Genomic DNA, 19,482 nt, shown 5'->3' with positions numbered 1-19,482 from the left:
AGGGTCGAGCGGTGCCCACCCCACCCTCAAGGGCACCCACGATTCGCCATTCACGCGCCCGGGATCGAACGCTTCTGCGTTGGCGACGGGATCCCGTAGGAAACGCAGCAGCCTTGGAGTCCCAGCGCACGAACGCAGATTCTTGCGTCCAACGGAGGCCACAGCCCGAGACCCCAGACCAGCGCGCCCGCCAGCCGCCCGGTCGAGGCCCTTTCGGAGACCACACCCACACTGAGCCGCGCGGACGCAGCCCCACCCGAGCGCGAAGCCGCGCCGACGCAGCCCCACCCGAGCAGCAAGCCGCGCCGACGCAGCCCCACCCGAACGAGAACCGCGCCAGCGCAGCCGCAGGTCGACGAGGACCCCCGCCAGCGCACCCGCAGGTCGACGAGAAGCCCGTCAGACCCGCGGAGCCAGCTGGTCGTAGATCCAGGCGTACGTCTTCTCCAGGCCGTCGCGCAGGGAGATCGACGGCTCCCAGCCGTACAGCTCGTGGAACATCGTGTTGTCGCTGTTGCGGCCGCGGACGCCCTGCGGCGCGGTCAGGTCGTGCTGCTTCTGCACGGTGATGCCGGCGATGTCCTCGAGGATGCCGATCATCTGGTTGATGGTGACGAGCTCGGACGAGCCCAGGTTGACCGGCTCGACGTTCTCGCCGGCGAGGATCTCCTGGGTGCCGCGGACGCAGTCGTCGATGTACATGAAGCTGCGGCTCTGCTCGCCGTCGCCCCACACGTCGATCGTGTGCTCGCCGGTGAGCTTGGCCCACGCGATCTTGCGCGACAGTGCCGCGGGGGCCTTCTCGCGGCCGCCCTCGAACGTGCCCTCGGGGCCGTAGACGTTGTGGTAGCGGGCGACGCGGGTGTGCAGGCCGAAGTCCTCGCGGAAGTGGCGCGCCATGCGCTCGCTGAACAGCTTCTCCCAGCCGTAGCCGTCCTCGGGGTCCGCCGGGTAGGCGTCGGACTCCGTGAGGGCGGTGACGTCGGGGTCGGTCTGCTTGGTGCCGTTGTAGACGCAGGCCGAGCTGCTGTAGAAGAACTGCTCCGTGCCGGCGTCGCGCGCGGCGACGAGCATGTTCGTGCTGGTCAGCACCGACAGCATGCACTCGGCCTTGTTGTTCTCGATGAAGCCCATGCCGCCCATGTCGGCGGCGAGGTTGTAGATCGCCTGGGTGCCCACGGCCATCTTGTGCGCGTCGCCCATGTCGGAGCAGTCGGCGACGACGTTCTCGGCGTCGGCGTGGACCTGGTACCACTCCTCGACCGGCTTCTTGTCGACCGCGCGGACCTGCAGGCCCTGCGCCAGCAGGTCGGCGGCGAGATGTCCGCCGATGAAGCCGCCCGCACCCGTCACCAGAACCGTCATGCCTCGTCCGCCCTCCGTGGGAAGTCGCCCGCGACGTCGGCCGCGGCGTGTGTCCGTACGCCTGTACAACGACCGGGCGCGAGGACGTTACGGGTGCGGGCGTGACGGACGCCGCAGACAGGCTCCCCGACGTGTGCAGTGGCCCGCGCCGTGACCCGGACGCCCCCGCGTCGTTGGAACGCGAGAAGGGCCGAGGGAGAGATGGTCGCTGGCCTAGACTTCGCATCGACCCGCCGAGGGCGGGAGCAGGAGGGAGAGCCGTGGACCTGCGGCAGTTCGTCGGCGCCCTGCGCGCGCGCTGGATCTTCAGCACCGTCACGTTCGTGGTGGGGGCGATCATCACGGTCGCCGTGGTGCTGCTGTCCTCGCCGCAGTACGGCTCGTCCGTGAAGGTCTTCATCTCGACGCCGTCGGGCGGCTCCGCCGAGTACGCAGCCTCGTTCATCGTCACCCAGCGCGTCGCCTCGTACGCCGAGCTCGCGACGGACCCGTCGCTGCTGCAGCGCGTCGTCGACGACCTGAACCTCGACGAGTCGGTCGAGGACCTCGAGAAGCACGTGTCGGCGACGGTCATCACGAACACGCAGACCATCGACCTGCAGGTCACGGCCGACACGCCCGAGGGTGCGCAGCGCATCGCCGGTGCCACGGCCGACCAGCTCGTCGACCTCGTCGAGCAGCTGGAGCGCCCCTCGATCCGCGACGAGGCGCCCGCCATCGCCGCACGCATCGCCGCCGAGCCGAGCATCAGCGACGTCCCGGTGTCGCCGAACATCCCCCTCAACATCGGCATCGGCCTGCTCGTGAGCCTGTTCCTGGCGATCGTCGGGGCACTGCTGCGCGACCTCTTCGACCGCACGGTCAAGTCGCGCCAGGACGTCGAGCGCATCAGCGAGCAGGCCGTCCTCGCGACGCTGCCCTTCGACCCGCTCGTCAAGCGCACGCCGCTCATGACCGAGACCGGCGGCAGCCTGGCCGAGGCGTTCCGGGTGCTGCGCACGAACCTGCAGTTCTCCGACATCGACGGCGAGAGCCACGCGATCCTCGTCTCCAGCGCGCTGCCGAACGAGGGCAAGACCCTGGTCGCCACCAACCTGGCGCTGTCGATGGCGCAGTCGGGCCGCTCGGTGCTGCTCATCGACGCCGACATGCGCAACCCCAACGTCGCCGAGCTGCTGGGGCTCGAGAACTCCGTCGGGGTCGTCACGGTCCTCGTCGGCCGCACGTCGCTGGAGGAGGCCACGCAGCCGCACGTCAGCGGCATCAGCTTCATGGGCACCGGCCCCGCGCCGCCGAACCCGGCGGAGGTGCTCGACACGCAGGCCATGCGCGACCTCCTCACGCGGGTCCGTGAGCAGTACGACGCGGTCATCATCGACGCGCCGCCGATGCTGCCGGTCGCCGACGCCTCGATCCTGCTCCCGGAGGTCGACGGTGTGCTGCTGCTGGTCCGCCACGGCTCCACGACCCGCGAGCAGCTGCGCCTCGCCGTCGGCCGCATCCAGACGATCGGTGGTCGTCTCTTCGGCACGGTCCTGAACCGCACCCCGCGCCGTTCGGGCGACGCGGACGGCTACGGCTACGGGTACGGCCACGGGTACGGGTACGGGTACTCCCCGCAGCCCGACCCCGAGCCCGAGCCGCGTGCCACCGTGGTCGAGGAGAAGCTCCGCGGCCTCACGACGCGCGGACGACGCGTCCGGCGGTGAGCAGGGTGGGCACCCCGGCATGAGCGGCGTGACGCGGCAGCGGTCGAACGGGACGCTGCGCCCCGAGTGGGTGGAGCAGGTCCGGTCGGCCGTGCCCGCCATCGTCACGGGGCTCGCCCTCGTGCTGCTCGTGCCGCGAGCGGCATCGTCGGTCGTGGTCGGCGTCGTGCTCCTGCTCGTCCTGACCGGCGTGGCGGTACTGGCCGTCGTGGGCTTCGAGGGCGCCGCCATCGGCTTCCTGGTGCTCGGCACGGCGCTGTCACCGCTGGACAACCTCCGCCCCGTCGCGGCCCTGGCGTTCGCGTCGACGTCCGACATCATCCTGCTGCTCGGCGTGTTCGCCCTCGTGCCGGTGCTCATCGGTCGGCGGCTCGTCATCGACCCGCTCTTCCTCGGGGCCGGCGCGGCGTTCGTCGTGGTGGGCCTGTTCACGTCGGCCCTGGCGGCCGACCCCGGGACGAGCCTGAACAACCTGCTGCGCCTGGTGGTCGGGGCGCTGCTGCTGCCGATCTTCTACATGGCCTGGCGGCCCCCGCGTGGCGTGGTCGTCTCGCTCGCGCTGGCCTACGTCGCCGGCAACGTCGCGAACGTCGTCGCCGCCTACACGGTCGGCGGTGTCGGCGACGGTGGTCGTCGCATCGGGTACTCGACGCACCCGAACGTCATGGGTTTGTGCGCGATGCTCGCGATCGCCCTGCTGCCGTTCCTGCTGGCCGCGGTGCCCCGCGGGTGGCGCCCGGTGGTCGTGGCCGCGACGGCCGTCTGCGCCTGGGGCGTGTGGATCAGCGGGAGCCGTGCGGCGCTCGTGGCGGCGGGGGCGGTGCTCGTGCTCTGGGTGCTGGTCAGCCGCTCGGTCACCGTCGCGCTGACCCTCTTCGGGCTGGGCCTGGTGCCGCTGTACTACGTCGGCGTGAACATCTCGAACCTCGCCGCCAGCGACAACGCGCTCGGGCGGCTGCTCGGCGGCGGCTCGTCGCAGGGCTCCAACGCCGAGCGCGAGGTGATCGCCCGCGAGGCGTGGGAGGTCTTCCTCAGCCACCCGATCCTCGGCAACGGCCTGTCCGACGTGCTCAAGGCGCACAACATCTACCTGCAGGTCGCGGCGGCCGTGGGCATCGTCGGCTTCGCGTTCTTCGTCGTGATGCTGGGCTCCACGGTGGTCCGCTCGCTCAGCCTCGACCGCGTCGGCTGGCTCCTCGTCCTGCCCTGCCTGGGCTACCTGATGATCGGCTTCATGACGACGATCCTCTGGGACCGTTACGTCTGGGCGGTCCTCGCCCTCCCGTTCCTCGCGTCGGCGGCGTTCGCCACCGACCGGGCCGTCGCCGACGCGGACGTCGCGTCGAACGATCCCCTCCCCATCCCGACATCACCGGAGGCCCCATGACCGTCCTCGACCGCGCCACGTGGGTGGCCCGCCGCACCCGTCAGACGGTCTCGGTGTTCGACAACGGCTGGACGGTGCTGCGCCACATGGCGACCGGTGCCGACGAGCTGGCCTTCGAGGTCGACGGCCTGACGATCCACTGCCCGAACGCACCCGGGGCCCGGGTGCCCGTCTACGAGGTGTTCGCCGAGGACGAGTACTCGCTCGACTGGTTCGCGCAGGGGCTGCCCGCCGACGTGCACGTGGTCGACATCGGCGCGCACATCGGCTGCTTCTCCACCGACCTGGTGCGACGGTTCCCGGGCGCGTCGGTGCACTCCTACGAGCCGACCCCCTCCACGGGCGCCTACACGGTCCGCAACGTGGAGTCCAACCGCCTCGGCGACCGCATCACGGTCCACCGCGCAGCCGTGGGTGCGCGCGCGGGCACGCTCGTCATGGCCGACAACGGACCCGGCAGCGGCCACAACGGCGTGCTGCACCTGGGCGAGTCGGGCGCCACGGAGATCGAGGTGGTGTGCGAGAGCATCGCCGACGCCTTCGCGGCCTCCGGCGGTCGCGTCGACCTGCTCAAGATGGACGCCGAGGGCGCCGAGTACGGCATCGTGCTCGAGTCCGACCCGGCGCTCTGGTCCGGGGTCCGTCGCGTCGTCATGGAGTACCACCACTCCGACAACCACGACTTCGGCGAGCTGCGGACCTTCCTCGAGGCCGCCGGGCTCGCCCTCGTGCGTCACGAGACCGGCGGACCGGGATTCGGACTCGCGTGGTTCTCGCGCGACCCGCTGCCCGCCGCCGGCTGAGCCGCGTCGGCTCCCGACGCAGGAGGACGGCGCCACCGGGGTGGGTGGCGCCGTCCAGGGGGTCCAGCAACGCATCAGCTACCAGGCGTGCACTTCCTCGTATCGTCGGCCCGGGTCCGCCGGCGGTGACGGGTGTCCCGGAGTCTCGACAACCCAGTGGGACGGGTGATCGCCGCGTGGGTACTGGGTGCTGGGCCGTCTGTGGAGTTGTCCTGCTGCTTCCCTTTGTACGCCCGCCGACGGGACGACGGAACCCCTACGCGGACGTAACCTCACGTGCCCGGTTTCACGAGCGCACGAGCAGGCGCCGACCGGGCGTGCGCCGGGCGCGCAGGCCTCGCTGCACGAGCAGCGCGGTGCCCGCAGCGGCGCCGGCACCGACCAGCGCCCAGAACGCGCGGCCCGTCGTGCTGTGCAGGCCCAGACGGCTGCGCAGCGCCACCGGACGGTCGAACACCAGCACCGGCCACTCGCGCTCGGCTGCGATCCGCCGCAGCGCCTTGTCGGGGTTGACGGCGAACGGGTGGCCGACGGCCTCGAGCATCGGCACGTCGGTCTCGGAGTCGGAGTACGCGAAGCAGGCGTCGAGGTCGTAGCCGCGCTCCTCGGCGAGCCGGCGCATGGCCGTCGCCTTGTGCGGGCCGTAGGCGTAGAAGTCGACCTCGCCGGTGTAGCGACCGTCGCGCTCGACCAACCGGGTGGCGATGACGTCGTGCACGCCCAGCAGCTCGCCGACCGGACCGACGACCTCCGAGCCCGACGCGGAGACGATGACGACGTCGCGCCCGGCCCGCTGGTGGTGCTGGACGAGGTCGACGGCCTCGGCGTACACGATCGGGTCGATGACGTCGCGGAGCGTGCGGCGCACGGCGTCGCGGACGACCTCCACGTCCCACCCGGCGATGAGCGACGTCATCTGCTGGCGCATCTTCTCCAGCTGGTCGTGGTCGGCGCCGTTGAGCCCGAACATGAAGTTCGCGTAGGCGCTGCGGAGCACGGCGCGCCGGGTCAGCAGCCCGCCCTCGAAGAACGGCTTGCTGAAGGCCAGGGCGCTGGACCGGGCGATGATCGTCTTGTCCAGGTCGAAGAACGCGGCCGAACGGGGGCTCACCCGGCCAGGATAGGCCCGCTCGCGGAACCGGCGTCCACAGGTGCGCACGCCGGTGGGTCGCGCGGGGTCCGTCCGTCCACAGGCCGGCGGAGCACGCTTCCGCCGGCCGGCGCCTCCTGGTTGCGTGGCCGTCATGGACACCGCGCCCCTGCTCGTGGCCACGGCCGACCCCGACGCGCTGGACGACGCGCTGCGCTGGTGCGCGGCCGTGGGCGTCACCCCCGAGGTCGCGTCGGACGCCGTGGCGGCGCGGAGGTCCTGGTCGGCGGCCCGGGCGGTGCGTCGTGGCCGCCGACCTCGCCGGCCCGCTCGCCGGCACGGCGCCCCCGCGTCGTGAGGGCGTGCTGCTGGTGGATCCGGGGACGGCCGAGGGGTCGGTGTGGCGCCACGCGGTGGCGCTCGGCGCGGAGGCCGTCCTCGACGCGCGCGACGAGCCGGTCGTGCTCGACCGGCTCGGTGCGCTGCTCGACGGCGACGGCGAGGCAGCCAGCCTCGCCGTCGTCGGAGCGGTGGGCGGAGCGGGTGCGTCGACGCTGGCCACCGCAGTCGCGCTCGAGGCGGCACGTCGTGGTCATCGGCCGGTGCTGGTCGACGCCGACACCAGGGGAGCCGGCGTCGACCTCGTCCTCGGCGCCGAACGGGTCGAGGGCGTGCGCTGGTCCGCCCTGGGTGGCGCCGACGGGCACGTCGGCGCCACCCGCCTCTCTCGGCTGCTGCCCGAGCACCGCGGGGTCGCGGTGCTGGCCTGCCCGCGCGACGGTGCCGCGGTGCCCGCCGACGTCGCGCCCGACGTGCTCGCCGCCGCGGCCCGTGCCTACGACGTCGTCGTCGCTGACGTGCCCCGACACCTCGACGGGCTCGGCACCGCGGCGCTGCAGCGTTGCGAGGGAGCGGTCCTGGTGGTGCCCGAGGACGTCCGCTGCGTGGCCGCCGGCCGGATCGCGCTGGCCCGGGTCCGGGCGCACGTGCCGCGGGTCCTGCTCGTGACCGTCCGTCGACCGGGCGGGCTCGGCTCCGGCCCGGTGGCGGAGGCGCTGCGGCTCCCGGTGGTCGCACGGCTCGGCCACGACCGGCGGCTGCGCGGCGACGTCGACCACGGGCGGGGCCCGGGCCGTTCCCGGACCCTGCGTCGCGCGTCGGGCCAGGTGCTCGACCTGCTCGGGCTGGGAACGGTGGCATGACCGACGTCGACGCCGCTCTCGTCGCGCGGGTGCGCGCGCGGCTGGCCGTCGAGGTCCGCGAACCCACGCCGCAGGCCGTGGCGGAGGCGCTGGGCCTCGAGGCGGGGCTGCGGGGCAGCGCCACCGTGCTCGGTGTCGTCGACGCCTTGCAGCGCGAGCGTCGCGGGGCCGGTGAGCTCCAGCCGCTGCTCGACGACCCGCAGGTCACCGACGTCGTCGTCAACGGGCCGCACGCGGTGCACGTCGACCGCGGCCACGGTCTCGAGCGCGTCGACCTCGACTTCGCCGACGACGTCGCGGTCCAGCGGCTGGCCCGACGTCTCGCGACCCAGGCCGGCCGGCGGCTCGACGACGCCAGTCCCTGGGTCGACGCCCGGCTGCCCGACGGCACCCGGCTGCACGCCGTGCTCGCTCCTTTGGTGCGGCCGGGGACGAGCATCAGCCTGCGCGTCCCGGCCCGCCGCTCCTTCACGCTCGAGGCGCTCGTGGCTGCGGGCGGGGTGCATCCCGAGGCGGCGGAGGTCCTGCGCCGCCTCGTCGCGGCACGGGCGGCCTTCGTCGTCAGCGGCGGCACCGGGACCGGCAAGACGACGCTGCTGTCGACGCTCCTCGGCCTGGTCCCACGGCAGGAGCGGCTCGTGCTCGTCGAGGACGCGGCCGAGCTGGTGCCGGAGCACCCGCACGTCGTGGCGCTCGAGGCGCGTCCGGCCAACGTCGAGGGTGCGGGTCGCGTGACGTTGCGCGACCTCGTGCGCCAGGCGCTGCGGATGCGGCCGGACCGCCTGGTGGTGGGCGAGGTGCGCGGCGGTGAGGTCGTCGACCTGCTGGCCGCGCTGAACACCGGCCACGAGGGCGGCTGCGGCACGCTGCACGCCAACTCCGCGGCCGACGTGCCGGCCCGGTTCGAGGCCTTGGGTGTCGCCGGCGGGCTGGCCCGCGACGCGGTGCACAGCCAGCTGGCGGCCGGGGTGCAGGCCGTCGTGCACCTGAGGCGAGGGCGCGACGGCGTGCGTCGGGTCCACGAGGTCGGCGTCCTCCTCGCGGACGGTGCGTCCGGGCGGGTGGGCTGCGTGCGCGCGGCCGGCCTCGTCGACGGACGCTGGGTCGCGGGCCCCGCGCACGAGCGCTGGGTCGGCCTCGTCGAGGGCGGGGCGTGACCCTGACGACCGGCCTGCCGTTGCTGAGCGCCGGGTGCGCCGCCGGAGCGGTGCTGCTCTGGTGGCCGCCCGCGCGATGGCTGCTGGCCGCACGCCTCGGACCGGATGCGGTCGTCGACGGCGACACGGTGCGCCGGCTCGCCGCGGGGGCCGGGCGTCGGCTGCGCTCGGGCTGGGGCGGCTGGCTCCCCGTCGTGCTCGCCGGCGCGGTGGCGCCCTGGGTCGCGACGTCGCCCGTGCCCGCCGTCCTCCTCGCGACCGCGGCCGGCTGCGCCCTCGCCGGGTGGCGGCTCGTCGCGCAGGCCCGCGGACGTCGCGTCGCGGCCGAGCTGGGCACGCGCGTGGCGGCGACGCTCGAGCTGCTCGCCGCCGAGCTCCGCGCCGGCGTCCTGCCCGTCGAGGCCTTGCGGAACGCCGGCGACGACCTGCCCGAGCTCCGGCGCGTCGCCGACGCTGCACGGCGCGGTGGCGACGTGGCGGCCGCGCTCGACATCGTCGCGCGGCGTCCCGGGGCTGACGACCTCGTGCAGGTCGCGGCGGCCTGGCGCGTGGCGGAGCGGTCCGGTGCGCCCGTCGCCGACGTCCTCGACCGCGTGGTCGACGCGGTGCGCTCCGAGCGCGACCTCGGCCGCGAGGTGCGGGCCGAGGTCGCCTCGTCGCGGGCGACCGCCCGTCTGCTCGCGGTGCTCCCCGTGCTCGGACTGGGGCTGGGGTCGGGGCTCGGCGGCGAGCCGGTGCACGTGCTCACGGCGACCTTGCCCGGCGCGACCTGTCTTGCCGCCGGCTGCGCCCTGGCGCTTCTCGGGCTCGCCTGGGTCGAGCGGATCGTCGCCACCGCCGAGGCCCGGACGTGAACCTTGCCGCGTGCCTGTGCGCCGCAGTGGCCATGTGGCTGGTGCTGCCCGCACCTGCGCTGGACCGGCACCGCGCGCTGATCGGTGCTCCGCCGTCGCGACGACGACCGTCGCCTCGGCTGGCGGTCACGGTCCTCGTGCCCGTGGCCAGCCTCGTCGTGCTCGGTCCCGCGCCGGGCGCGGTCGTCGCGCTCGTGGCGACCCCGGTCGCGCGCGCCGCGGTCGCCACCCGGGTGTCCGCAGCCGAGCGTCGTCGTCGCGAGCTGGCGGCGTTGCAGCTGCCCGCTGCGCTCGACCTCCTCGTGGCGGTGCTGGCGTCGGGCCGGCCGGTCGTGGTCGCGCTCGACGTGGTGGCCGGTGCCGTCCCCACGCCGTTGCAGCAGGAGCTCCAGGAGGTGGTGGGTCGGCTGCGCTCCGGCGCCGACGCCGGCGCCGTGTGGGACGTGCTGCTCGGCCACGCCACGCTCGGCGTGCTGGCCCGGGCCTTCCGCCGCGCCGAGCAGTCGGGCGCCCCCGTGGCTGCCGTCCTGGCTGCCACGGCGGCCGACGTGCGCCGCGACGCGGCGGCGAGGTCGCGCGAGCGGGCCCGTGCGGTGGCGGTCCGGACCGCGGCCCCGCTCGGCCTCTGCTTCCTGCCCGCGTTCCTCCTGGTCGGCATCGTGCCCTCGCTGCTGGGCGTGGCGTCGGGTCTCGACCTCCTCGCGGGCTGAGGCCCCGTCGCCGTCCACAAGCAGCCCTGCTGCCCGGTCGGGCGAGTCCCTGCGTCCACATCGCGCGGACAGGTGGGCGTCCGGCCCACCGCCGACGCCATCTCCTCGGTGTCAGCCCGTTCCACGAAAGGACAACCATGCACCTCTCCACCTCCCGTCCCGCCTCGTCTCGTCGCTCCTCCTCCCGGACGGACCCCTCCACGACCCGCCCGCGGGGCGCCTCGCTCGTCGCCCGCGCGTCCCGCCGCGGCCGGCGGCAGGACGGCATGACCACGGCGGAGTACGCCGTCGGCACGCTCGGCGCCTGCACCGTCGGTGGCGTGCTCGTGAAGATCGGCCAGTCGGAGTGGTTCGGCGACCTGGTCAAGGACGTCATCGACAACATCCCGAACGTCCTGCCGAACCTGTTCTGACCAGGCGCCGGCTGCCCGGGCGGACGTTCCGTCCCGCGCGGGCAGCCGGCCCGGACCCGACCCGAGGAGGTCACCGTGCCGCGTCCGACCCGTCCCGACGTCCGCTCCACCGCCACGCCGGACGTCCGGCGGCGCGTCCGTCCGCGCGTCGACCGCGGCGCCACGACGGCCGAGTACGCCGTCGGCACCCTCGGCGCCGTCACCTGCGCGGCCGTGCTGCTGCGGCTCGGCGCCGACGGCTGGTTCCTCGATCACGTCGCCGCGCTGCTGCGGCGGGCGTTGGAGCCGCGCTCGCTCCTGGAGCTGCTGTGGCACGGCCGCCCGTTCGCGCCGCTGCGATGAGACGACGCGGCGAGCAGGGCACGGCCACGGCCGAGCTGGCCGTCCTCGCGCCGTTCGCGCTCGTGCTGGTCGTGCTGCTGGTCTGGGTCGCGTCGCTCGGCCTGACGCAGGTGCGGCTCGTCGACGCGGCGCGGGAGGGGGCCCGCCTGGTCGCGCGCGGCGAGCCCGAGGCCGACGCGGTCGCCGTCGTGCGGCGGCTGGCTCCAGCCGGATCCATGGTCGACGTCGCCGAGGGCGCCGACGGGACCGTCGCGGTCACGGTGCGGGTGCGTGCACGAGCACCCCTCGGCTTCGCGTCCACGGTGGGCTCCGTCCAGCTCGACGCGAGCGCGGTGGCGGCCGTGGAGGTGCCGTGAGCGCGCCACCGGTGGAGCGGGGCTCGGTCACGGTGCACGCCCTATGGGTGGGCGCCGCCCTCGTGACCGTCGTCGCCCTCGGCCTCCAGGTGACCGCGCTCGTCGCCCTGCGCCACCGTGTGTCGGCCGCTGCCGACCTGGCTGCGCTGGCCGGCAGCCGCGCGGCCACCGAGGGTGCCGACCCGTGCACCGCGGCTCGGCAGGTGGCGCGCCGCAACGACGCCACGCTCGAGCGGTGCCGTGCCGACCTCGACGTCGTCACGGTCACCGCCACCGCGGCGGCCAGGCCGTGGTGGGGCGGCACCTGGAGGGCTCGCGTGCAGGCGCGGGCGGCCCCGGCCTGGTACGAGCGGTGAGGGGCGGCTCAGTCCTCCGGCGCGCCGTCGAGCAGCGCGTCGAGCAGCCGCACGGCGCCGGCCTTGTCGAGCGGCTCGTTGAAGTTCCCGCACTTCGGCGAGACCACGCACGAGGGGCACCCGTCGCGGCACTCGCAGTCGTCGATCGTGGCGCGGGTGACCCTCAGCCACCGCTCGACCACCTCGTAGCCGCGCTCGGCGAAGCCGGCCCCGCCCGGGTGCCCGTCGTGCACGAAGATCGTCAGCGTCCCCGTGTCGGCGTGGACGGCGGTGGAGAGCCCGCCGAGGTCCCAGCGGTCGCACGTGGCCAGCAGCGGCAGCAGGCCGATGGCGGCGTGCTCCGCCGCGTGCGCCGCGCCGGGCACGTCGGTGCGCTCCAGCACCCGCTCCACCACGTCCGGCGGGAGCGTCCACCAGGTCGCGACGGTGCGGAGCGTGCGCGACGGCAGGTCGAGCGGCTCCTCGCCGACCAGGCTCCCGTCGTGGCGTCGACGGCTGAACGAGACCACCTGGCTCGTCACGTCGACCTCGCCGAGGTGGACGGTCGTGGCACCCCAGCGTCGCGTGCGCCGCGTCGAGACGATCGAGACCTCCGTGGTCGAGCGCGCCGACGTCGACCAGCCGGGGTCCTCGGCGTGCACCACCGCGACGCCGTCGTCCACGTCGTACTCGTCGACCACGTGCACCTGGCCCTGGTGCACGTACACCGCACCCTCGTGCACCTCGCCGTCGGCGGAGCCGGCGTCGACGGTGCCCACCAGCCGCCCGGTCGGCCCGTCGACGATCTGCACGGGCGCGCCACCGCTGCCGCGCAGGTCGGCCAGCGCTGCGGCGCGGTCGCGGCGGGTCCAGAACCAGCCCGCCGTCCTGCGACGCAGCCAGCCCGCCGCCTCCAGGGCGTCGACCCCCTCGCGGGCGCGTGGTCCGAACAGCTCCAGGTCGGCCTCCGTCAGCGGCAGCTCCTGCGCCGCGGCGGCCAGGTGCGGACCCAGCACGTACGGGTTGTCCGGGTCGAACACCGTCGCCTCCACGGGCGCGCCGAGCCAGGCGTCGGGGTGGTGCACGAGGAAGGTGTCGATCGGCTCGTCGCGCGCCACGAGCACGCCGAGCGACGGCTGGCCGTCGCGACCGGCGCGTCCCACCTGCTGCCAGAACGCCGCCCGCGTGCCGGGGAAGCCCACGCTGACGACGGCGTCGAGCCCGCTGACGTCGACACCCAGCTCGAGCGCGTTCGTCGCGGCCAGGCCGAGCAGGTCGCCCGAGCGGAGCCGGTCCTCCAAGGCCCGCCGTTCCTCGGGCAGGTACCCGCCGCGGTAGGTGGCCACCCGGGCGGGCAGCTCGGGCGCGACCTCGCCGAGGCGCTCCTGCGCTCCCCGGGCGATGGACTCGGCCCCACGCCTGGACCGGGAGAAGACGAGGGTGCGGGTGCGGTCCAGCACCAGGTCGGTGAGCACGTCGGCCGCCTCCCGGCCCGCGGACCGCCGGCTCGGCGGCTGCGACGGGTGCGCGGCGCCGACGAGCGGCGGCTCCCAGAGCGCGATCGTCCGCGGCCCGTGCGGCGAGGCGTCGTCGGTCACGGCCACCACGTCGAGCCCGGTGAGCCGCCGCGCCGACGCCTCCGGCTCGCTCACCGTGGCCGACGAGAGCACCACGACGGGCTGCGACCCGTGGTGCGCGCACACGCGCAGCAGCCGGCGCAGCACGTGCGCGACGTGCGCGCCGAACACGCCCCGGTAGTGGTGGCACTCGTCCACGACGACGATCCGCAGTCCTGCGAACAGCCGTGCCCAGCGCTCGTGGCCGGGCAGGAGCGTGTGGTGCACCGTGTCCGGGTTGGTGAGCACGAGCTGCGCGTGGTCGCGCGCCCACGACCTCTCGTCGAGCGAGCTGTCGCCGTCGACGGTGGTCGCCCGGACGAGCGGTGCGCCGTCCTCGTCGCGGGGCAGACGGCGCAGCTGGTCGGCGGCGAGCGCCTTCGTGGGCGCCAGGTAGAGCGCGGTGGGGGCGCGGTGCCCACGGATCGCGTCGCCCGCCCGACCCCGGACGAGCGCGTCGAGCGCAGGGACCTGGTAGGTCAGCGACTTCCCCGAGGCCGTGCCCGTGGACACGACGACGTGCCGACCCGCGTGCACGTGCGCGAGCGCCTCGGCCTGGTGCGCCCAGAGGTGGGTGACGCCCTGCGCCGCGAAGGCCGTGCGCACGCGCGGGTCCACCCACTCCGGCCAGGGCTCCACGACGGCGTCGCGGGCGGGGACCTCGTGCAGGTGCAGGATCCGGTCGGCGTAGCGCGTCAGCACTCGGTCCGGTTCCACGGTGCCATCATCCCAGGGCCCCCGTCGGGGGCGCGGACGACGGGGCGTCGAGGCGTCCGGCGTGGTTGACTTGGCGTACCTCCGAGGAAGGATGTTGATGGAGCTCCTGCTGACCACCCGCACCGACGAGCCCTTCGAGATCATCGAGGTCGGCGGCGAGATCGACGTGTACACCGCCCCGCGGCTGCGGGAGGCGATCGTGGAGGCGATCGACGCCGGTCACCTGCGCCTCGTCGTCGACGTGCAGCGTGTCGACTTCCTCGACTCGACCGGTCTGGGCGTCCTCGTCGGCGCCCTCAAGAAGGTCCGGGCGGGCGGGGGCTCGCTCGACATCGTCTGCACGCACCCGCGGCTGCTCAAGATCTTCGAGATCACGGGCCTCGACAAGGTCTTCGGCCTGCACGACTCCGTCGAGGCGGCGCGCGCCGCGCACGACACCGCCGGCCTCGCCTGACGCCGGCCCGACGTCGGCGTGACACGCTGACGCCATGGAACGACTACGCGCCCGCCTGACCGACGTCGGCTTCACCGTCGAGCGGGTGCAGGCCCTGCTGGGGCCCGAGGCCCAGGGCGCGCTGCTGCGCAACGAGACGACCCCGGCGGAGCGCGCGACCCGCGACGGCTCGCCCCTCTCGACCCTGGTGCGGCTCTTCTCCCTGCAGCGACCCGAGCCCGCGGCGGCGGTCGAGGCCGCGCTGCCGGGGCAGGTGGACGACCTCGTGGGCCGGGGTGTGCTCGCCCGGGACGGTGACGCGGTGCGAGCCGTGGTCGACGTCCGCCCGTACGGCGACGAGACGCACGACTGGTGGGTGGTCTGCGACCTGACGCCCGGGCTCGACACGCGCCCGATCGAGGTCGGGCCCGAGCACGTCCTCGGCATCAGCGAGGCGTCCTCCTCGCTCGCCCAGCTCACCGTCCCCTCCTCACGCCTCCTGCCCGGCGGCGGGTCGACGCGCGCGCTCGACCTCGGGACGGGGTGCGGCGTGCAGGCCCTGCACCTCGCGCAGGGGCACGACCGCGTCGTCGCGACCGACGTCAACCCCCGTGCCCTCTGGGCGGCACGGCTCACGGCGGAGCTCAACGGCGTCGACGTCGACGTGCGCGACGGCTCCTTCTGGGATCCGGTCGCGGGCGAGCGCTTCGACACCATCGCCACGAACCCGCCGTTCGTCGTCTCCCCGCCCACCGGCGACCGGCTCGTCTACCGCGAGGGGTCCCTCGAGACCGACGGCGTCGTCCGCACCGTCGTGGCCGGCGCGGCCGACCACCTCGTGCCCGGCGGGTGGTGCCAGGTGCTCGGCAGCTGGGTGCACACCGACGAGCCGTGGCAGGACCGCCTGGGCGGGTGGGTCGGCGCCACCGGGCTCGACGCGTGGGTGGTCCAGCGCGAGGTCGTCGACCTGTCGGCGTACGTCGAGATGTGGCTCGCCGACGCGGGCGTCCGGCACCGGCCCGACTACACGGCTCGCTACGACGCCTGGCTCGACTGGTTCGACGACCAGGGCGTCCAGGCCATGGCGTTCGGCTGGATCAGCCTGCGTGCGGCGCACCGCGACGTGCCGGTGCTGCGGCTGGAGGAGTGGCGCCACGAGGTCGTGCCGCCCGTCGGCGCGGCGGTCCTGTCCTGGGGCGAGCGCGTCGACGCCCTGGCCGCGGCCGACGACGTGCTCGACGTCCGGTGGCGCCAGGCGCCCACGCTGACGCAGGAGACGTTCGGCCGCGCCGGCGAGGAGGACCCGGAGGCGATCGTGCTGCGCCTGGGGGAGGGCCTGCGCCGGGCCGCGCAGGTCGACACCGTCCAGGCGGGGCTCGTCGGCGCACTCGACGGCGACCTGACGGCCGGGCAGGTGCTCGACGCGCTCGCCCGTCTGCTGGAGCGCGATCCCGGAGCCCTGCGCGAGCAGTACCGTCCCGTCGTCCACGAGCTCGTCGCCGACGGCCTGCTCGTTCCCTGACCATCGGCCGGGGCCGTGTGGCGCGCGCCACCTGCGGGCCCGGGGCACGATGTTCCTTGACAAGGCGCGTTAGCGTATGCCGCGTCCGGCCCGCTGTCCGAGCGCCCGGACCGTCCACGAGGGAGTAACACCGTGACCACGCTCGTCATCGTCGAGTCGCCGAACAAGGTGCGCAGCATCCAGTCGTACCTGGGTGACGGGTACGTCGTCGACTCCAGCGTGGGCCACATCCGCGACCTCCCGAAGGGTGCCGACCAGGTCCCCGCCAAGTACAAGGGGCTGCCCTGGGCGCGCCTGGGCGTCGACATCGAGAACGGCTTCGACCCCGTCTACGTCGTCGCCGCCGAGAAGAAGCCGCAGATCACCAAGCTCAAGAAGCTCCTCAAGGAGGCCGACGAGCTCGTGCTCGCGACCGATGAGGACCGCGAGGGCGAGGCCATCGCCTGGCACCTCTTCGACGAGCTGAAGCCGAAGGTGCCCGTCAAGCGCATCGTCTTCAACGAGATCACCAAGGAAGCGATCACGCGGGCGGTCGAGAACCCGCGCGACATCGACATGGACCTCGTCGACGCGCAGGAGACCCGCCGCATCCTCGACCGTCTGTACGGGTACGAGGTCAGCCCCGTCCTGTGGAAGAAGGTCATGTCGGGCCTGTCCGCGGGCCGCGTGCAGTCGGTCGCGACGCGCCTCGTGGTCGAGCGCGAGCGGGAGCGCATGGCGTTCCGCTCCGCGTCCTACTGGGACCTCGACGCCACCTTCGACGCCGGCGAGCAGCACGAGGACGCGCGCCTGTTCCCGGCCCGTCTGGTGACGGTCGGCGGCAAGCGCGTGGCGAACGGGTCGGCCTTCGCCGACGACGGCACCCTCAAGAACGCCGACGTCGCGCACCTCGACGAGGCTCGTGTGACCGCCCTCGCGGCGGGTCTGCGCGACGAGACGTTCACGGTCGCCGGCGTCGACGCGAAGCCCTACACCCGCAAGCCGTACGCCCCGTTCCGCACCACGACGATGCAGCAGGAGGCCTCGCGCAAGTTCGGCTTCGGCGCCGCCCGCACGATGCAGGTCGCGCAGCGCCTGTACGAGGGCGGGCACATCACCTACATGCGCACCGACTCGATCACGCTGTCGCAGACCGCGCTGAACGCCTCGCGCGCCCAGGTGAAGGAGCTGTACGGCGCGGAGTACCTGCCCGACAAGCCCCGCACCTACGCCGGCAAGGTCAAGAACGCCCAGGAGGCGCACGAGGCGATCCGGCCCGCGGGGGAGACGTTCAAGACGCCGCAGGCCACGGGCCTGCGCGGCGACGAGCTCCGGCTGTACGAACTGATCTGGAAGCGCACGCTCGCGTCGCAGATGAAGGACGCCCGCGGCGAGCAGGTGTCGATCCGCCTGACCGCCACCGCCTCCGACGCGGCGGGTGCCGACGCGGGCGCACCGGTCGAGCTGACCGCCTCGGGCCGCACCATCACGTTCCACGGCTTCCTGAAGGCGTACGTGGAGTCCCGCGAGGACAACGGCCAGGGCGACGACCAGCAGACGAAGCTCCCGGCGCTCGCCCAGGGCGACACCGTGACGGCGCACGAGCTGACGCCCGCCGGCCACGAGACGAAGCCACCCGCCCGCTACACCGAGGCCTCGCTCATCAAGGAGCTGGAGGACCGGGAGATCGGTCGCCCGTCGACGTACGCGTCGATCATCGGCACCATCCAGAACCGCGGGTACGTGTTCAAGAAGGGCACCGCGCTGGTGCCGGCGTGGATCGCGTTCAGCGTGGTGCGGCTGATGGAGCAGCACTTCCCCCGTCTGGTCGACTACTCCTTCACCGCCGAGCTGGAGGACGTCCTCGACCAGGTGTCGCACGGACGCGAGGAGCGTCAGCGCGTGCTGGAAGGGTTCTGGGCCGGCAGCGGCGAGAAGGACACCGGCCTCAAGCGGCTCATCGAGAACCTCCCCGACATCGACGCCCGCGGTCTCGCCACGTTCGAGCTCGGTGACGGCGTCGCGGTGCGCGTCGGGCGGTACGGGCCGTACGTCGAGGGCCCGCCGATGGTCCCCGGCAAGGACGGCGTCGACGTCCCGACGCGCGGCAACGTGCCCGAGGACCTGCCGCCGGACGAGCTGACGCTCGAGAAGGCGAAGGAGCTGCTGGCGAACCCGGCCGGAGCCGAGAAGATGCTCGGCACCCACCCGGAGACGGGGCTCGACCTCGTCGTGAAGAACGGTCGCTTCGGTCCCTACGTGCAGGAGCTGCTGCCGGAGGACGCCCCGAAGGGCGAGAAGCCGCGCACCGCGAGCCTCTTCCGCACGATGAGCATGGACGCGATCGGCATCGACGACGCCGTGCAGCTCCTCACTCTCCCGCGCGTCGTCGGCACCGACGTCGACGGCACCGAGATCACCGCCCAGAACGGTCGCTACGGCCCCTACCTCAAGAAGGGCACCGACTCGCGCTCGCTCGAGTCCGAGGACCAGCTGTTCACGCTCACCGAGGAGCAGGCGCGCGCCATCTACGCGCAGCCGAAGACCTACGGTCGCCGCGGCACCGCCAAGCCCCCGCTCAAGGAGCTCGGCGTCGACCCGGTCAGCGAGAAGCCGATCGTCGCGAAGGACGGCCGGTTCGGCGTCTACGTGACCGACGGCGAGACCAACGCCTCGCTGCGCAAGGACGACGACCTCGAGACCCTCACCGAGGAGCGTGCCCAGGAGCTCCTCGCCGAGCGTCGCGCCCGTGGTCCGGTCAAGAAGACGGCGAAGAAGAGCGCCAAGAAGACCACGGCGAAGAAGACCACGACGAAGAAGACCGCTGCGAAGAAGACGGCCACCAAGAAGACGGCCACCAAGAAGACGGCTGCCAAGAAGACCGCTGCGAAGAAGACGGCGGCGAAGACGGCGGCCAAGAAGACGGCGACGGCGACGAAGTCGTCGGCAGCGAAGAAGAGCTGAGGTCCTTCGGGCTTCGTTCGGCGTGACCTGGCTGGTTCGCCGGCTGGGGTCGTCGTGACCTTGCTGGTGCGTTGCCGCAGGGGGTCTCGTCCTGGTGCTGCGCTGCCGTGGGGGTCTTGGGTTGCTGGTGCGCTGCCTCGGCTCGCGCTGGGGGTGGTCTCCGAAAGGGCCTCGACCGGGCGGTTGGCGGCGGCGCTGGTCTGGGGTCTCGGGCTGTGGGTTGGTGCTGAGGGTGGGCTCAAGATTCTGCGTTGGTGCACTGGCGGCCAACGCTTCTGCGTTTGCGACGGGATCCCGTCGCAAACGCAGAATCCTTCCGCCGCTCAGCCCTCCATCGGTGGATCGGCAACCGCAGGAGCGCTCCTGCGGTTGCTGATCCACCGATAGGCCGCGCGAACGCAGAACCTTGGCCCGAGAACGCTGAAACGACGAATCGTGCGTCACTCACGGGCCCAGACCAGACCCCGAGACCCGAAGCCGCCCTCAGACCCGCTGCCGGTCGAGGCCATTTCGGAGACCAGACACAGC

General features: G+C 73.7%; 18 protein-coding genes. 15 read left to right on the top strand and 3 right to left on the bottom strand.

The window, feature by feature from the left end; all coding sequences use genetic code 11:
• Positions 1–399 precede the first annotated feature (399 nt).
• A complete protein-coding gene (locus tag QE370_RS01675; protein WP_253027124.1) occupies positions 400–1,365 on the bottom strand; it encodes an NAD-dependent epimerase/dehydratase family protein in 966 nt (321 codons plus the stop codon).
• A gap of 260 nt (positions 1,366–1,625) precedes the next feature.
• Here QE370_RS01675 and QE370_RS01670 point away from each other — a divergent pair, with 260 nt between their 5' ends.
• The 3 genes from QE370_RS01670 to QE370_RS01660 are packed head-to-tail and all read left to right on the top strand — an operon-like array spanning position 1,626 to position 5,264.
• Complete coding sequence (locus QE370_RS01670; protein WP_309633171.1) at positions 1,626–3,074, top strand: polysaccharide biosynthesis tyrosine autokinase; 1,449 nt, start codon at positions 1,626–1,628, stop codon at positions 3,072–3,074.
• A 19-nt stretch (positions 3,075–3,093) separates the two neighbouring features.
• Positions 3,094–4,461 (top strand): O-antigen ligase family protein, encoded by a 1,368-nt coding sequence (locus QE370_RS01665; RefSeq protein WP_309633170.1) that lies wholly within the window; start codon positions 3,094–3,096, stop codon positions 4,459–4,461.
• Positions 4,458–5,264 (top strand): FkbM family methyltransferase, encoded by an 807-nt coding sequence (locus QE370_RS01660; protein ID WP_309633169.1) that lies wholly within the window; start codon positions 4,458–4,460, stop codon positions 5,262–5,264. Before QE370_RS01665 ends, QE370_RS01660 begins: the two co-directional genes overlap by 4 nt.
• Before the next feature lie 286 nt (positions 5,265–5,550).
• Here QE370_RS01660 and QE370_RS01655 read toward each other — a convergent pair whose 3' ends face one another.
• Positions 5,551–6,375 (bottom strand): HAD-IB family hydrolase, encoded by an 825-nt coding sequence (locus QE370_RS01655; RefSeq protein ID WP_309633168.1) that lies wholly within the window; start codon positions 6,373–6,375, stop codon positions 5,551–5,553.
• Positions 6,376–6,508: 133 nt separating this feature from the next.
• On the opposite strand from QE370_RS01655, the gene QE370_RS01650 reads away from it, so the two are divergent.
• The 9 genes from QE370_RS01650 (at position 6,509) to QE370_RS01610 (ending at position 11,744) form a co-directional block, all read left to right on the top strand.
• On the top strand, positions 6,509–6,712 hold the full coding sequence (locus tag QE370_RS01650) for a hypothetical protein (protein ID WP_309633167.1): 204 nt from the start codon (positions 6,509–6,511) through the stop codon (positions 6,710–6,712).
• Positions 6,660–7,556, top strand: a complete 897-nt coding sequence (gene ssd, locus QE370_RS01645; RefSeq protein WP_309633166.1) for a septum site-determining protein Ssd — start codon at positions 6,660–6,662, stop codon at positions 7,554–7,556. The genes QE370_RS01650 and ssd overlap by 53 nt, the downstream gene beginning before the upstream one ends.
• Complete coding sequence (locus tag QE370_RS01640) at positions 7,553–8,713, top strand: TadA family conjugal transfer-associated ATPase (protein ID WP_309633165.1); 1,161 nt, start codon at positions 7,553–7,555, stop codon at positions 8,711–8,713. The genes ssd and QE370_RS01640 overlap by 4 nt, the downstream gene beginning before the upstream one ends.
• On the top strand, positions 8,710–9,567 hold the full coding sequence (locus QE370_RS01635; RefSeq protein WP_309633164.1) for a type II secretion system F family protein: 858 nt from the start codon (positions 8,710–8,712) through the stop codon (positions 9,565–9,567). The genes QE370_RS01640 and QE370_RS01635 overlap by 4 nt, the downstream gene beginning before the upstream one ends.
• Complete coding sequence (locus QE370_RS01630) at positions 9,564–10,277, top strand: type II secretion system F family protein (protein ID WP_309633163.1); 714 nt, start codon at positions 9,564–9,566, stop codon at positions 10,275–10,277. Before QE370_RS01635 ends, QE370_RS01630 begins: the two co-directional genes overlap by 4 nt.
• 137 nt (positions 10,278–10,414) lie before the next feature.
• On the top strand, positions 10,415–10,690 hold the full coding sequence (locus tag QE370_RS01625; protein ID WP_286689866.1) for a DUF4244 domain-containing protein: 276 nt from the start codon (positions 10,415–10,417) through the stop codon (positions 10,688–10,690).
• Positions 10,691–10,765: 75 nt separating this feature from the next.
• Positions 10,766–11,032 (top strand): DUF4244 domain-containing protein, encoded by a 267-nt coding sequence (locus QE370_RS01620; RefSeq protein WP_309633162.1) that lies wholly within the window; start codon positions 10,766–10,768, stop codon positions 11,030–11,032.
• On the top strand, positions 11,029–11,388 hold the full coding sequence (locus tag QE370_RS01615; RefSeq protein WP_309633161.1) for a TadE family type IV pilus minor pilin: 360 nt from the start codon (positions 11,029–11,031) through the stop codon (positions 11,386–11,388). Before QE370_RS01620 ends, QE370_RS01615 begins: the two co-directional genes overlap by 4 nt.
• Complete coding sequence (locus QE370_RS01610) at positions 11,385–11,744, top strand: Rv3654c family TadE-like protein (protein ID WP_309633160.1); 360 nt, start codon at positions 11,385–11,387, stop codon at positions 11,742–11,744. Before QE370_RS01615 ends, QE370_RS01610 begins: the two co-directional genes overlap by 4 nt.
• An 8-nt stretch (positions 11,745–11,752) precedes the next feature.
• Here QE370_RS01610 and QE370_RS01605 read toward each other — a convergent pair whose 3' ends face one another.
• Positions 11,753–14,056 carry a DEAD/DEAH box helicase gene (locus QE370_RS01605; protein WP_309633159.1) on the bottom strand — a complete coding sequence of 768 codons (2,304 nt, stop codon included), beginning with the start codon at positions 14,054–14,056 and terminating at the stop codon, positions 11,753–11,755.
• Positions 14,057–14,153: 97 nt separating this feature from the next.
• On the opposite strand from QE370_RS01605, the gene QE370_RS01600 reads away from it, so the two are divergent.
• From QE370_RS01600 to topA, 3 genes are all read left to right on the top strand, one after another.
• Entirely contained in the window at positions 14,154–14,510 is a 357-nt protein-coding gene (locus QE370_RS01600) for an STAS domain-containing protein (RefSeq protein ID WP_067859950.1), read from the top strand.
• A gap of 34 nt (positions 14,511–14,544) precedes the next feature.
• Positions 14,545–16,011, top strand: coding sequence for a methyltransferase (locus QE370_RS01595; protein WP_309633158.1), 1,467 nt, complete (start codon positions 14,545–14,547; stop codon positions 16,009–16,011).
• Positions 16,012–16,143: 132 nt separating this feature from the next.
• Positions 16,144–18,954, top strand: coding sequence for a type I DNA topoisomerase (gene topA, locus QE370_RS01590; RefSeq protein WP_309633157.1), 2,811 nt, complete (start codon positions 16,144–16,146; stop codon positions 18,952–18,954).
• The last annotated feature ends 528 nt before the right edge of the window (positions 18,955–19,482 follow it).

This window comes from Aeromicrobium sp. SORGH_AS_0981 (genome assembly GCF_031453195.1).
GTDB lineage: Bacteria > Actinomycetota > Actinomycetes > Propionibacteriales > Nocardioidaceae > Aeromicrobium.
The sequence above is the reverse complement of the archived record's forward strand: the minus strand, read 5'-3'. Positions and strand labels throughout refer to the sequence as shown.